The organism is Streptomyces sp. NPDC048481 (genome assembly GCF_043200075.1).
Lineage (GTDB): Bacteria > Actinomycetota > Actinomycetes > Streptomycetales > Streptomycetaceae > Streptomyces.
Genome location: NZ_JBICXC010000014.1, coordinates 130,000 through 143,386, shown reverse-complemented (window position 1 = coordinate 143,386; position 13,387 = coordinate 130,000). Strand labels below are relative to the sequence as shown.

Genomic DNA, 13,387 nt, shown 5'->3' with positions numbered 1-13,387 from the left:
TGCGCCGGTACCCACAACGGCGCCGTTCATGCCAGGGATGTTCTCAGCGCAGCCGCCCGGGTGCATGCCGCCGTGGCATCCGGGCAGAATTCCGCGCACGCCCGTTTTCCGGGGGCCAGCCTAAGCGCAGTCGAGGAGACAGTGACCGACAACCAGCAAACGGACCGGCCGCAACGCCTCTCCGTCCGCCCCGAAGAAGTCGACGGCGTCCGTGTCGTGCGGGTGCGCGGCGAGATCGACCATGACGTGACGGACGTCCTCGGCCGGGCGCTGACGTCCGAAGGCGGGTCCGCCCCGCCCCGGATCGTGGCCGACCTCAGCGGTGTGACCTTCATGGACTCCAGCGGGATCAACGTCCTGGTCGCCGCCCATCAGCGGGCGAGCGAAGCCCGGGGATGGCTGCGCATCGCGGGCGCGCAGGCGCCGGTGGCGCGTGTGCTGCAACTGGTCGGCATCGACGTGCTCATTCCCTGCCGTGCCACGGTCGAGCAGGCGCTGCGCGAGTGAGGGTGCGCTCCGGACCGGCGTGGTCCGGAGCGCTAGCGGTCACGGCCGCGGGTCCGGTCTCGTTCCGGGCGGTCTCGTTGCGGCCGATCCGGTTCCGTCAGGACGGCGCCGGTTGCCGTGCCAGTCCAGTATCAGAACCGTGGCGTCGTCCCTGAGGCTGCCGTGGCAGGCCTGGATCACGGCGGCGGTCAGGCTCTGGACGGCTTCGCGCGGGTGCAGGGCGCGGGTCTCGTGGGCGACCGAGGCGAGGTCGGCGGCGGCGGCGCCGCGCTCCTGCATGCCGTCGGTGAGCAGGATCAGCCGGTCGCCGGGGAGCAGTTGCAGTTGCTGCAGGAGGAACGAGGTGGGCGCCGCCACGCCGAACGGCAGGTTCACGGCGAGTCTGACCTCCTCGACGGCGCCGTCGCGCACTCGCATCGGCCAGGGGTGGCCGGCGTTGACCAGGTTGCACAGGCCGGTGTCGAGGTCGACGCAGAGCAACTGACCGGTGGCCAGGCCGCGGCTGTGGCTCAGCAGGGCCCGGTGGGCGTGCTCGGCCTGCTTGAGCGCGTCGCAGCCGCTGCGGCGGGCCCGTCGCAGTGCGCCGACCAGCAGGGTGGCCAGCAGCGCCGAGTTCGTGTCGTGGCCCATGGCGTCCGTGATGGACAGATGCAGCGTGTCGCGGTCGAGGGTGTAGTCGTAGGTGTCGCCGCCGATGTCGTCGGCCGGGATCAGCCCGGCGGCGAGCGTGAACTCGTCGGCCTCGCAGCAGGGGGCCGAGGGCAGCAGCTGGTGCTGGATCTCCGCGGCCAGGCTGGTCTCGGTGGTCCGGCGGCCCAGGTGGTACAGGTCGGTGAAGCGGCGGTCGGTGACGATGATGTACGCCAGCGCGTGGGCCGCGTCGCGGACCTGCCGCAGCACGGCGTCGTGCACGGACTGCAAAGTCACCTCCAGCAAGCCGATGCAGTCGCCGCGGTTGGTGACCGGCGTGATGACGCACTGCCCGCCCTGGCCGTCGGCCTCCACATGCTGGCGCTGACTGCGCAGGACCTCGTCGTAGACACTGCCTTGCAGATCGATCGGTCCCGCGTCGTCGACGGCGTCGTCACCGGTCGCGGCGAGGCGTACCAGCCGCCGGCCGACGAGATCGACGAAGAGAAAGGACACGCGTGCGGCACCGAACCGCTTCTGCAGGTCGTGTGCCACCACGTCCACGGATTCACCGGGCGGGGCCGCCTCTGCGGCGGCCAGCAGTTCGCCCAGTTCCAGATCTCCACCCTCCACGGCAACCTCCCATCGGCTGCCGCATCTTCTTCCCCAGATCTTCGCAACGTCACCTGATCCGCCCGTTCCGGCTGGTCGAAGGCGTGCGACAGGGCGCTGTCCGTCAACCCCGGTCCCCTCGGACGGTCAGCCGGTGCCGGCTTCGGGCCGCGCGTCCTCGATCTTGAGCAGCAGTCGCAGGAGAGTCTCCCGCTCCGGCTCGGTCAGGCCCGCGAAGCACTCCCGCAGCACCGAGTCCGCCACCTCGTGGCCCGCGCGCAGGACACGCTCGCCCTCGGCGGTGAGGTGGTGCTCGATGCTCCGGCCGTGTCCGGGGCGCCGCTCCACCAGGTTCTGCGCCACCAGCCGTCCCGCGAGCGTGCCGAACGCCTGCTCGCTCTGGAACGTCGCCGCCGCCAGCCGGCGCGCGCTGGCCCCGGGCGTGCGGGCGATGGCCCTGAGGGCGTCCCACTGGGCGAGTGTGCTGCCGACCGACGCGAGACGGCTGTCGAGCGTCCGGTGCTGGCGGTACTGGGCGGCCTTCACGGCCCTTCCGAGGATCTGCGGTTCGACAGCCATGCCTGCCAGGCTATCACCCGGACTAAGCTTGTTTAGCTAAACATCTTTAGTTAGGGTCTGGCCATGACCTCGCAACCGACGCTCACCGCATCGGGGCCGGCGAACGGCCGCCCCGTCCTCGTCCTGCACGGCGGCGGAGGCCCTCTCACCGTCGCCCCCGTCGCCGCGCACTTCGCCGCCGGCGCACTCGCCCTGCTGCCCACCCATCCGGGATGGAACGGCACTCCCCGCCCCGACGGCCCCGCGACCGTCGGCGGCCTCGCCGCCGCCTACCTTGGGCTGCTGCGCGAACGCGGCCTGTCCGACGTGCTGGTGATCGGTTCCTCCCTCGGCGGCTGGATCGGGGCCGAGATGGCCGCGGCCGACACCGAGGGCCTGATCAGCGGGCTCGTCCTGGTGAACGCCGTCGGCATCGAGGCCGACGGCGAGCCGGTGCGCGACTTCTTCGCGCTCGACGCCCGCGGCGTCGCCGAGCACGCCTACCACGACTCCGAGCGCTTCTACGTCGACCCCGCGACCGTCCCGGCGGAACGGCTCGCCGTCATGCGGGGCAACATGGAGGCCCTGCGCTTCCTCTCCGGCGGCCCCGCCATGAGCGACCCCGGCCTGCGGCCCCGCCTCGCGGCCGTCACCGTCCCGACCCTCGTCGTATGGGGCGAGAGCGACGGCATCGTGACCCCGGCCTACGGCAGGCAGTACGCGGCGTCGTTCCCCGACGCCCGCTTCGCCGTCGTCCCGGAAGCGGGGCACCTCCCCCACCTCGAACAACCGGAGCAGACCTTCGCCCTGCTCGACGCCTTCGCCGCCCAGACCGCCCGGCGCTGAGACCGGACCCCGCCGGCGCCACGGCCGGCGGCACGGCCGCGCGCCCCGCGCCGGGCGGTCAGGCCGCCCGGTTCCGCTTCGGCATGCGCCTCAGCCGGTCAGCACGCGTCGTACTTCCAGGCGTCGCCCTCCAGCGCCCACGGCTGCGACCGCTGGTCGAACTTGGGCAGTCCCGTCACCTTGTAGGTGGCGCGGCCCGTCGTGCCCGACACCTCCGCCCGCACGTCGCCGACCGCGTGGTCGGCGCCGTAGTCGGCCGCCGCCTGCTTGACGACGTCGGCGTACGAGTCCTTGGCGATCTTCTTCGCGCAGCGTGCCGACAGCATGCTGTACGCGGTGTCCGCGTCCCCGGCGAAGTAGGAGGCGGTGTAGACGGCGACGGCCGCCTTGAGGTCGTCGCCCTGGTGCGCGGCGGGCACGCTGACGGTGGGTTCGGCCACGGGCGTGCCCGAGTCGTTGGCGGCCGGGGTCGCGGCGTCGTCGGACCCGGACGACGAGGAGCAGGCGGTGAGCGCGGCGAGGAGCAGTGCCGCAGTGACGATGGTGGCGCGCGTACGCATGGTGTGTCCCCCCTGGACGTGGTGCTCGAGGGAGCATGGTGCCACGGCGGCCGGGCCCGGACGCGGGGTGGTGGGTGTTCGGCGAGGGCCTGTGACCAGGCCTTCACGTACACGTGACAGTCGGGCGGCTCCGGCTCAGCGCAGGCCTCCGTTGACCGGGACGATCTGCCCGGTGACGAACGCGGCGTCGGGGCCGGCCAGGAAGGCCACCACACCGGCGACGTCGGATCCGCGTCCAAGGCGCCGCAGCGGCGTCACCGCCGCGAGCGTGTGCCGCGACCGTTCGTCGTGCAGATCGCGGAGCATGTCGGTGTCCACCGTGCCGGGGGCGACGGCGTTGACAGTGATGCCACGAGGGCCGAACTCCTGAGCGGCGGTCGTGGTGAACCGTTCCAGGGCGGCCTTGCCGCCCGCGTACACCGCGGCGCCCGGAGCGGCCATGGAGGCCGCGATGCTGGAGACGTTCACGATGCGGCCGCCGTCGCGCAGCGCCTCCAGGGCGTGGCGCATGACGAAGAACGGCGCCCTCGCGTTGACCGCCATCAGCCGCTCGTAGTGTTCGGGCGTGGCGTCGGCGATGCCGAGCTGCTCGGGCTCGGCCGCGTTGTTGACGACGATGTCCAGCCCGCGCAGCAGGCCGTTCGCGGTGTCGACGAGGCGCCGGACCTCGCCGAGGTCGGCCAGATCCGCCCTGACGGCATGGGCCGTTCCCCCCGCCTCGCGGACCTCCGCCAGGCAGGAATCGGCGGCGGCCGCGTCCCGGTGGTATCCGAACACCACCGCCGCTCCCTCGGCCGCGAGCCGCCGGACCACGGCCCGTCCGATGCCTCGGGAGCCTCCGGTGACCAGGGCCGTCAGGCCGTTCAGCGTTCCCATGCGCCGGCTCCGTCTCTGGGTGCGGGAATGAGGGGGCCGCCCTGCTGCTCGACGAGCGCGGGCAGCCGGTCGATCTGAACCTGGAGAAAGGCGTTGTCGCCGATGTGGCCGCTCATCGCGCGCAGCCGGTGGACCCGTCTGAGCAGCGCCGCGCGCCGCACGGCCGCCTCACCGGGGCGGCCCGGTCCGTAGCCGGAGTCGAAGGCCTGCCACAGCGACGGGTAGTCGAGCTGCTCGGGATCGTGGTGGGCGCCGGCCAGGGCGACGTCGACAGAGGTGGACAGCGCCTCCGCGAAGGCGCCGACGTCGAGTGCGGGTGCGCCGTGCCCCGCCTCCGCGCCGACCAGGACGTGGGCGGTGCGATCGCGGGCGTCCACCACGATCACGCCGGGAGACAGTGTGCCCAGCACGACCGTGTCCGCGACGGCAGACGCTTCCTCCGCCCACCGGGCGAGAAGTGCGCAACGGCCGGCGCCGAGACGGCGGACGAGCCGCTCGGACAGCGCGTCGGGCCGGCGCGACAGCCAGTCGCACAGCCCGCCGAGCCAGGGAACGGGCCGGTGCGGCGCAAGGGGCGCCGGGCCCTGATGGAGCGTTCGGACCGCTCGGCCGACCCGCGACACGACATCGGTGTACTGCCGCGGAACGGCGGCGCCCGCCAGCATGTGCCATCCGATGCTGACGCTGTCGGGCAGTTCGTAGACCACGTCGGGCGGCTCCTGTCGAGGCCGCGCCGGATCCCGCGACGGCGGCCCCGCCACGCGGGGGACGGCGAAGCGGACGGCGTTCTCGGCGGGTTGGCCCGTGAGGTGCCGCAGTACGGGCGGCGGGGGCGGCCCGGCCGGCTTGACCGTGGTCACGCCCGGTGTCCGGTGCCAGTGGAAGAGATGCGGGCCCCGGCGCACGACACGGGTCGTCGACGCGCGCGTGCCGTAGGAGACGACGGCGGGCTCGGGTGTCGGGGGTGCCACCTCGCGGCCTTTCGGTGAGGCCCCGGAAGGCCCTGTGACGGACCTTCCGGGGCGGCGCTTCGACCGGATCAGCAGTCGAAGATCAGGGTGGTGGTGGTGATGACCGGCGTCGCGGTCGTGATGGAGGCCGTGGCGTCCGGGCCCTCGGCGCCGGCCACCTGGGCCACCTGGTCTCCGTCGGTGTAGGTGCGGTAGCCGGCGACCAGGGCCTCTGCGGGGTTCTCGATCTTCATCGTTCCTCCTGTGTGCGGATTGCGGTTTCTCCGGTTCCTCCGTCCCGTCGGCCGTGACCGGCGTCGACGGGTCGGAGAGTCATGGGGTGACGGACGGGCTGTCGGGGTTGCGATAGGGACGGTCGGGGTCGGCCCCCGCGGCGCGCAGGGCCCGGGCGACGGATTCCGTGAGCGGCGTCCCGTGCAGGGAGTGGTCGACGAGACCGTCCGCGTAGGCGCGGGCGCGGTGCTGACCGAAGCTCAGCCGCCGGACGGCCCCGGGCTCCGGGTGGGGCTCCCAGGCGATCGACACACCGGGGGCGATCCGGCGGGTGAACGGGGAGACGGCGTCGGCCAGGTCGCCGTCCGGGGCGTTCGCGGCCGTGCCGGCGAGGGCGCGCAGCGCGATGTCGGTGCGAGCGCTCAGATAGACGACCATCGCGTCCTTGCGGGGATACCGGGACGGATGCGCGAGCGCCTTCGCCTGGTAGGGGATCCGGAGACCTTCGAGGGCACGCAGTGCCCCGCCCCAGACGGTGCGGGCCGCCTCGGCGCGGGCGATGTGCAGGTAGACCCGCAGCACCGGGGCGGTCGTGGCGGGCGGCCGGAGCGAGCCGAGGACGGCCAGGAAGCCCGGCGAGAGCGCGGGGCGGCACGGCGGCAGTTCCACGGTGACGTCGTCCCCCGTCGCCGTGTTCCCGGGCGACGCGGGACGCACCAGCGCTCGCGGGACGGCGACGCGTACCCCGTTCAGGACGACGGTCACCTCGTCGTCCCGCATCCCGGCAGCCTCCGTGTGCCGGGCCGGCACCCGGCACACGGAATGCGGGACCGCGCTCCTCAGATCGGCCACGAAGGCGTCGTCGGACAGGTCGCGCGGGTGGGCCGCCGTGCCGGCCGCGCCCTGGTGCAGCGTGCGGTAGAGGGTGTCCGCGAGGCGTTCACGCAGGGCCCGCAGGCTGCCGGCGCGGAACTCCGCGTCCGCGACCCGTGCCGTCAGGCTCTCCGCGTGGACCGTGGTCACCTCGGCGATCTCGGCCAGTCCGGGGGTCATACCGACTCCAGACCGAGGACGGCGACGAAGGCCTCCGGCGTGACGAGGGCGGTGCGGCCCACTCCCGCCGCGGCCCGGTGCACCGGTGAGAGGTCGGAGCGGAACGCGGCGGCGGCCAGCACCCGGTCGAAGAGATGCCATCCGGCGAAAGCGACCGCACGCACGGCGAGCCCCTGGTCGGAGGCGGTGCGCAGGGACCGGTAGCCCTCCGCGAAGGCCGTCAGCGCGGGCCGCGCCGCCTCCAGTCTCCCGACCCCCCTGCTCATGACCTCCGCGTGGGCCCGCCCCGGGGCCGACGGGCCACCGGCCTCGGCCCCGGGGTCCGCAGGGGGGAATTCGTCGTCGGCGATGCCCACCACACTGCGGAAGAGGAACTCGCCGACCACGGCGCCGACGTCGCGCGCCGCGTCGCCACGGCGGAACTCCTCCCAGTCGCAGACCAGCAACCCGCCCCCGTCGACGAGGACCTGGTCCAGCCTCAGGTCGGCGTGGATCGGCACGGCCGGGGCGGCGTCCTCCGTCTCCCTCAGGCGCCGCACGGACTCCGCGATCGCGGCGTCGCGCTGAACGATGCGCCACAGGGCGATCAAGCCCGCGCTGCTCTCCACATACTGGTTCACGGACAGCGTGGACAGCATGCGGTGATTCGGCAGCGGCAATGGCTCGCGCGGCAGTAATTCCGGCGGCGCTTCCAGCGAATGCAGTTCACCGATCGCGCGACCGAGTTCGCGGGCCGACTCGGGCCCGAAAGTTTCCCGGGCGAGCCCTTCGGCCGCCGTATGACAGTTTTTCAGCCAACGTGTGACATGAATGCCGCGACGCGGGTCGCCGGCGAGCGGAGCCGGCCGGCGCAGATGCCGCAAGGGCTGTCCCGCGGCCAGCCGCTCGAAGAGCCCGGCTCGTCGCAGACCGCCTCCGAGCTGGTCAGCGAGCCGTATTCGCTTGGCGAACAGGTCCACCCCGGTGGTCGTGGTCCCGGCGACGTTCTGGTTGCGCCCGGGGAAGGTGACGACGGTGTCGGGCAGGAACTCGCCGTATCCCGCCCCACGAATGAATTCTGCTATCTCCGCATCCGGCATGACTCGACTCTGCGGGCCGACGAGGTACGGATCAAGCATTTTGATGATCGTCGAAAAACGTTTGGCCGCATACCGGATGACAAGGCGTAAGCTCGGAACAGCCGCGCTCGACGGGGATGCGCGGCGAGAACCGGGGGACAGAAATGACCACCTATTCGAAGCTTCAGCTGGGAAATCCTTCCGATCTCCGCGTCCAGGTCGTGCCGCATCCGGGAGCGAGCCTGCTCTCGCTCGTCGCGGACGCGTTCGGGCGGCGACGGCACGCCGTCCCGCACTCGGCGCGCAGAGCCGTCCTCGCCGACACACCGGCGCATGCCCATGCCACGCTCCGCCCGCTCTTCGCTCCCGAACACCCGGCGATCCCGGACTGCCTGACGCCGACGGGCACCATGTCCCACGAGGGAGCGGCCCGCCATCTCGAGCAGTTGCACGACGTGTCCAGTGACATGCTGCTGGCGGATCTGGAAGCCGACTTCGGCGGTGACGTCCCCCCGCAGTGGCGTCACGTGATCGAGCGCCCGAAGCGGTGGCTGGACGCCTACGCCCAGGTGATGCGGTGCGCGTGGAAGACCGTGCGGCCGGTGTGGACGGCGGCGGGCAGGACGCTGGACCGTGAGGCGGAGCGGGTGGGCGGCTCCCTGGTGTGCGGCCGTCCCGAACTGGCGCTGTCCTCGCTCAGCCCGCGCTACCGCCTGGACGGCACGGTGCTCCGGCTCCCGGACGACCACCCCGAGGACTTCGACCTCGTCGGACGGCGGCTGCTGCTGGTGCCCGTGGCCTCCGGCAGCGACGCCTCGCTGTTCGCGTTCGACCGGCCCGACAGCGTCTGGGTGGGCTATCCGCTGCCCGGCCTCGACGCCCTCTGGGCCGGGCGCCGGCCGGAGCACCGGACGAGCCGTCAGGATCCCGCGCAGCTTCTCCTGGGCGACGCGAGGGCCGCCATCCTCCGGGCGACCGGCGCGAGCACGCACATGGGAAGCCTCTCGTCCGCCCTGGGCTACGCGCCCGCGACGCTGTCCCACCACTGCTCCCGGCTCGAGGACGCGGGTCTCATCCACCGCCGCCGGCAGGGCCAGCACGTCATGGTCCGCCGCACACAGCGCGGCAGCGACCTTCTCGACGTGCTCACCCACTGACGTCCGGGGGCGAACGCCGAGGGCGATGCCAGGGGGCGGGGTCCGCCGGTCCACCCGGCGGGCGGGCCCGGCCCGGCCCGTGTCGGGCCGGGCCCGCCCCTCGCCTCCGTCCCCGTTCGCCCGGCCGGTAGCGCCTTCGGGGGAACTCCGGGCCGAGGCCGCGATCGGCGGGCGGGCTGGTGGTACGGGCATGGGGTGTCCACACCCCCGGATCAGCCCGCCTCGCCGCCCGGACGCCGAAGCGGCCAGGATCCGCGTGTGCCGGGGCTGCTGCGCACGGCGGCCGCGTACTCCTGGCGGCTCATCGCCGTCGGCGTCGTCGCCCGCGCCGTGTTCTCCGTGCTCGGGGAGTTCCACCAGATCGCCGTCGCCGTGTTCCTCGGTCTGGTCATCACCGCGGTGCTGCGCCCCGTCGCCGGTCTGCTCGCCCGGTTCGTGCCCCGCCCGCTCGCGGTGGCCGCGGCGCTCGTCGGGTGCGTCCTCCTGATCCTCGGCGTGCTGACCCTGGTGGGCGAGTCCGCCGCGGGCCAGCGCAGCGGGCTTCAGCGGGAGTTCGTGACAGGCGTCGACCGGATCGAGCGTCAGCTCGAAGCGCCTCCCTTCCAGCTCCCCTCGCACGCCTTCGACGATCTGCGGTCCCGGATCGGCGACCTCCTGTCCAGCCACCGGTCCGCCCTCTTCAGCACGGCGCTCAGCGGTGCGAGCCGGCTGGTGGAGGTGCTGACCGTGCTCGCCCTGGCCGTGTTCTGCTCGGTCTTCTTCACGCACTCCGGGGACCGGCAGTGGCGGTGGCTGTGCGACCAGCTCCCCGCCGGGGGGCGCCGGCACTTCATGGCGGCCGGACAGGCCGCCTGGCGGACCTTCACCGGGTACACGCACGGCATCCTGCTCGTCGCCGCGACCAACGCCGTCCTCGTGGGCGTCGCGCTGTTCGCCCTCGGGGTGCCGCTCGCCGTGCCGTTGGCGCTGCTGGAGTTCCTCGCCGCGTTCGTCCCCCTGATCGGCTCGCCGATCGCCCTGGCCGTCGCGACCGTGGTCGCCCTGGCGTCGAAGGGGGTCTTCATCGCCCTGCTGGTCGTGCTCCTGATCGTGGTCATCGGCCAGATCGAGGGCCATCTGCTGCACCCTCTCGTGATGAGCTGGGCGGTGCGGCTGCACCCGGTGGTGGTCGCGCTGGCCGTCGTCGGCGGGGCGGTCGCGGCCGGGGTCATCGGCGCCGTCGTCGCCGTGCCGCTGGTGGCCGTGGTCTGGTCCGTCCGCCAGGCGTTGCGCGCTCCCGCCGACGCCCCCCGGTGACCGCCGTCCGTCTCGCCCCGTGCGAAGAATTTCCGCCCTCCGGTCAAGGACTCAACAAAAGAGACGTTTGCAAGGGCGCGGACGGTGCACACGGGAGCTAACACCGTTCTTACAAGACGAAGCGGAGACGCAATCATGGGCATCATCGCGTGGATCCTCATCGGCCTGCTCGCCGGCGCCATCGCCAAGGCCTTGATGCCGGGCAAGGACCCCGGCGGCATCATCGTCACCATGCTCATCGGCATCGCGGGCGGTCTCCTCGGCGGCTGGCTCGGCAAGGTGATATTCGGCGTCGACTCCATCGACGGCTTCTTCGACATCTCGACGTGGATCGCCGCGATCGTCGGATCCTTCATCCTGCTCGCCATCTACCGCCTCGTCACGGGCAACCGGCACTCGCACCGCCACGCGTGACGCACCGCCACGCGTGACGCACTGACGTCGCACGCAGTCGGTCATCCGGACGGCTCCCCCCTGCTCGCAGGGCGGGAGCCGCCGCCGTGCACGGACCTGCGCGCCGGGCGGGCAGCAGGCGAAGCGGAGGGTCTGATTCACCTGTCTGTGCGATCATTCGCCCCGTGAACGCACCCTCCAGCCCTTCTCCGGACGTGTCTTCAGTCGAGAGCAGCGCCAAGTCGCCAGGTTTCGCGGCCGAGTTCAAGGACGCGGTCACGCTGCGGGCCTTCGGGCTCGTGCTCGGGGGCCTGCTCGTGCAGCTCGCCTTCGTCGTGTCCTACGTCGGCGCCTTCCACTCCCCCACCCCCCACCGGATACCCGTCGCGGTCGTCGCTCCCCAGCAGGCGTCCGCGAAGATCGTCGCCCAGCTCGACGGCCTGGCCGGCGATCCGGTCGACGCGACGGCCGCGCCGGACGCGGCGACGGCCCGGCAGTGGGTCCTCACGAGGAAGGCGGACGCCGCGTTCCTCTTCGACGCGAGCGGCGCCGAGGACACCCTCCTGGTCGCCTCGGCGGGCGGGCCGTCCGTGTCGCAGACCGCCACCCAGATCGCCCAGAAGATCGAGACCGCGCAGAAGCGGCGGATCGGCGTCACCGACATCCGGCCCCCCGACCCGGGCGACGGACGCGGCATGACCTCCTTCTACCTCGTGCTGGGCTGGGTGATCGGCGGCTACCTGACCGCGACGATCATGGGCATGGCCGCCGGGTCCCGTCCCGCCAACCGTCAGCGCACCCTGATCCGCCTGGGCGTCCTCGCGCTGTACGCGCTCGTCTCCGGAATCGCCGGAGCGGCCGTCGTGGGACCGGTCTTCGACGCGCTCGACGGCCACTTCTGGGCCCTGAGCGGCATCGGCGCCCTGGTCGTCCTCGCCTCGGCGGCGACCGCGCTCGCGTTGCAGACCCTGCTGGGCCTGCTGGGCACCGGCCTGGTCATCCTGCTGTTCGTGGTGCTCGGCAACCCGAGTTCGGGCGGCGTCTATCCGGCGCCGCTGCTCCCCTCGTTCTGGAGCGCCATCGGGCAGCTCCTCCCGCCGGGGGCCGGGACGACCCTGGTCCGCAACACGGTCTACTTCTCCGCTCACGCCGTCACGCCCGCGCTCTGGGTGCTCGGCGCCTACGCGGTGGGCGGCACGCTGCTCGCCTGGGCGGCGTCCTGGCGCAACGAGCGCCGTGGCGGGCCCGCCCCCGTCGCGGAGAACGGCCCCGCCGCCGAGACCGGCCCCGCCACCCAGACCGGCACGCCGCCGGAGGCCCGGCCGACGGGCTGACGGGCTGACGGCCCCTCCTGCCGCTTCCTCTTCCCCGGCGGGGGCGCGACGGCTCTCGGCGCGGTACGGCGGACGCGGCGACCGTCCCGTCCGGGCGTCGGCAGCTCGGCGCGCCGAGCTGCCGTCCGCCGTCGTCGCCCGCTGAAGCCGCTCCGCCCGCAGTGGAGTTCGGCCGAACGGCAATGCCGAGGTTCCGAGTCGGGGCCGGTGCAGGGGGGTCGTGGCGGGCGGCCCGGTGGGACAGACTGTCCGCATGGGGGATGTGCTGAGCGGCGGCCCCGGCCGGCCGCCCTGGAGACCACCGAGGCGGCTCGTCGTCGCCGCCTCGGCGTCGGCGCTCGCCGCGGCGCTCGTGGCGGGCGTCGTGGCCGTGGGCGGCTCCGACGACGGCGGCGCGGTGCCCCGGAGTCCGGCGCCGGCGTCGCCGGCCGGGAGCCCGTTCCCGGACGGCCCCGACGCCGCCGTCGCGGCCGGGCAGACCCCCGGACTGGTGATCACGGGGATGCCGCTGCCCAAGGACGCGACCCTGATCAGGCATGACCGGACCGCGCTCGCCGGACCGTGGACCGTGGTCGTGCGACGCGCCGGCGGTTCGCTGGGGCGCAACGGCGCGGTGGTCACCTTCCCCGTGCCCGCCCCGGCGGGCGGACGTCCCGTCCGGGTCGGCGACGCCTCGGGGCGGGCCCGCGAGCACGAGATCACCTGGCCGGTCGCGGGCTCGTACGCACGTGTGCGCGGGGACCTGCCGCGCACCGACCTGATCGCGGTCGCCGCGGCGACCGGCGTGGCCTCGGGCCGCCCCGCCGTCGACCCGCCGCCGGGGCTCACCGTCGTCTCCCGGGGGCCCTCCCGCCCCGGCCGACTGCTCGAAGCCCGCTACAGCTCGAAGGCGACCGGCGAGTCCGAAGCGCTGTCGGGGGGCCTCACCTTCACCGGCGTCGCCCGGTGCGGCGGCCTCGAGGACGGGCTGTACGCCGCCCCCGTGCGCACGGCGGGGACGGTGCACGGCAGGCCCGCGGTCGTCGCCTCGGGCGTCGGCGGCAACGGCGCGCTGGTCTGGGAGCCGACGCCCGGCGTGGTGGCGTACGTCGGCTACAGCGGGGCGACGCTGGACGACGCGGCCGTCGCCGCCCTGCGCCGCCTGGCCGCACGGACCCGGCTCCTGACACCCGCGCAGTGGCGGGCCACCGCGCCGGCCACGAGCGACCAGGCCAACGACCTCGACCCGTCCGCCTGAGACGACCGGGGGCGACGGGGGGCGACCGCTCTGCCGACTCGGACAGGTCCAAGTGATGCCTCTTCGCGCACAGTTGGGGCGGCCCG

At 73.5% G+C, this 13,387-nt stretch carries 15 protein-coding genes; 7 read left to right on the top strand and 8 right to left on the bottom strand.

The genetic code is table 11. The annotated features are described in order from the left end of the window. Positions 1 to 141 precede the first annotated feature (141 nt). Positions 142 to 507, top strand: a complete 366-nt coding sequence (locus ACGFSH_RS31670) for an STAS domain-containing protein (RefSeq protein ID WP_393354528.1) — start codon at positions 142 to 144, stop codon at positions 505 to 507. A gap of 39 nt (positions 508 to 546) precedes the next feature. Here ACGFSH_RS31670 and ACGFSH_RS31665 read toward each other — a convergent pair whose 3' ends face one another. Both ACGFSH_RS31665 and ACGFSH_RS31660 read right to left on the bottom strand, forming a co-directional pair. After that, positions 547 to 1,770 carry a PP2C family protein-serine/threonine phosphatase gene (locus ACGFSH_RS31665; RefSeq protein WP_393354526.1) on the bottom strand — a complete coding sequence of 408 codons (1,224 nt, stop codon included), beginning with the start codon at positions 1,768 to 1,770 and terminating at the stop codon, positions 547 to 549. Between the two features lie 126 nt (positions 1,771 to 1,896). Beyond that, positions 1,897 to 2,328 (bottom strand): MarR family winged helix-turn-helix transcriptional regulator, encoded by a 432-nt coding sequence (locus ACGFSH_RS31660; RefSeq protein WP_393354524.1) that lies wholly within the window; start codon positions 2,326 to 2,328, stop codon positions 1,897 to 1,899. Between the two features lie 63 nt (positions 2,329 to 2,391). Between ACGFSH_RS31660 and ACGFSH_RS31655 the strand changes: the two genes are divergently transcribed. Further along, the gene (locus ACGFSH_RS31655; protein WP_393354522.1) at positions 2,392 to 3,153 is read left to right on the top strand and encodes an alpha/beta fold hydrolase; all 762 of its coding nucleotides are present in this window, start codon (positions 2,392 to 2,394) and stop codon (positions 3,151 to 3,153) included. 98 nt (positions 3,154 to 3,251) lie between these two features. Here ACGFSH_RS31655 and ACGFSH_RS31650 read toward each other — a convergent pair whose 3' ends face one another. The 6 genes from ACGFSH_RS31650 to lxmK all read right to left on the bottom strand — a co-directional run bounded on the left by ACGFSH_RS31650 (position 3,252) and on the right by lxmK (position 7,944). Further along, entirely contained in the window at positions 3,252 to 3,713 is a 462-nt protein-coding gene (locus tag ACGFSH_RS31650) for a hypothetical protein (RefSeq protein ID WP_393354520.1), read from the bottom strand. Positions 3,714 to 3,848: 135 nt separating this feature from the next. Then, complete coding sequence (locus ACGFSH_RS31645; protein ID WP_393354518.1) at positions 3,849 to 4,589, bottom strand: SDR family NAD(P)-dependent oxidoreductase; 741 nt, start codon at positions 4,587 to 4,589, stop codon at positions 3,849 to 3,851. Further along, on the bottom strand, positions 4,577 to 5,560 hold the full coding sequence (locus ACGFSH_RS31640; RefSeq protein ID WP_393354516.1) for a hypothetical protein: 984 nt from the start codon (positions 5,558 to 5,560) through the stop codon (positions 4,577 to 4,579). Before ACGFSH_RS31640 ends, ACGFSH_RS31645 begins: the two co-directional genes overlap by 13 nt. 68 nt (positions 5,561 to 5,628) lie before the next feature. Beyond that, complete coding sequence (locus ACGFSH_RS31635; protein ID WP_393354514.1) at positions 5,629 to 5,793, bottom strand: hypothetical protein; 165 nt, start codon at positions 5,791 to 5,793, stop codon at positions 5,629 to 5,631. A gap of 79 nt (positions 5,794 to 5,872) precedes the next feature. After that, positions 5,873 to 6,826 (bottom strand): T3SS effector HopA1 family protein, encoded by a 954-nt coding sequence (locus ACGFSH_RS31630; RefSeq protein ID WP_393354512.1) that lies wholly within the window; start codon positions 6,824 to 6,826, stop codon positions 5,873 to 5,875. Beyond that, positions 6,823 to 7,944 (bottom strand): class V lanthionine synthetase subunit LxmK, encoded by a 1,122-nt coding sequence (gene lxmK / locus ACGFSH_RS31625; RefSeq protein WP_393354510.1) that lies wholly within the window; start codon positions 7,942 to 7,944, stop codon positions 6,823 to 6,825. The genes ACGFSH_RS31630 and lxmK overlap by 4 nt, the downstream gene beginning before the upstream one ends. Before the next feature lie 104 nt (positions 7,945 to 8,048). On the opposite strand from lxmK, the gene ACGFSH_RS31620 reads away from it, so the two are divergent. The 5 genes from ACGFSH_RS31620 to ACGFSH_RS31600 all read left to right on the top strand — a co-directional run bounded on the left by ACGFSH_RS31620 (position 8,049) and on the right by ACGFSH_RS31600 (position 13,301). Further along, positions 8,049 to 9,041, top strand: coding sequence for an ArsR/SmtB family transcription factor (locus ACGFSH_RS31620; RefSeq protein ID WP_393354508.1), 993 nt, complete (start codon positions 8,049 to 8,051; stop codon positions 9,039 to 9,041). A 258-nt stretch (positions 9,042 to 9,299) separates the two neighbouring features. Continuing rightward, positions 9,300 to 10,337 (top strand): AI-2E family transporter, encoded by a 1,038-nt coding sequence (locus ACGFSH_RS31615; RefSeq protein ID WP_393354506.1) that lies wholly within the window; start codon positions 9,300 to 9,302, stop codon positions 10,335 to 10,337. A 135-nt stretch (positions 10,338 to 10,472) separates the two neighbouring features. Continuing rightward, entirely contained in the window at positions 10,473 to 10,751 is a 279-nt protein-coding gene (locus ACGFSH_RS31610) for a GlsB/YeaQ/YmgE family stress response membrane protein (protein ID WP_329406309.1), read from the top strand. Between the two features lie 194 nt (positions 10,752 to 10,945). Beyond that, positions 10,946 to 12,064 carry a DUF3533 domain-containing protein gene (locus tag ACGFSH_RS31605; protein ID WP_393354504.1) on the top strand — a complete coding sequence of 373 codons (1,119 nt, stop codon included), beginning with the start codon at positions 10,946 to 10,948 and terminating at the stop codon, positions 12,062 to 12,064. Between the two features lie 253 nt (positions 12,065 to 12,317). Beyond that, entirely contained in the window at positions 12,318 to 13,301 is a 984-nt protein-coding gene (locus ACGFSH_RS31600; protein ID WP_393354502.1) for a hypothetical protein, read from the top strand. Positions 13,302 to 13,387 lie beyond the last annotated feature (86 nt).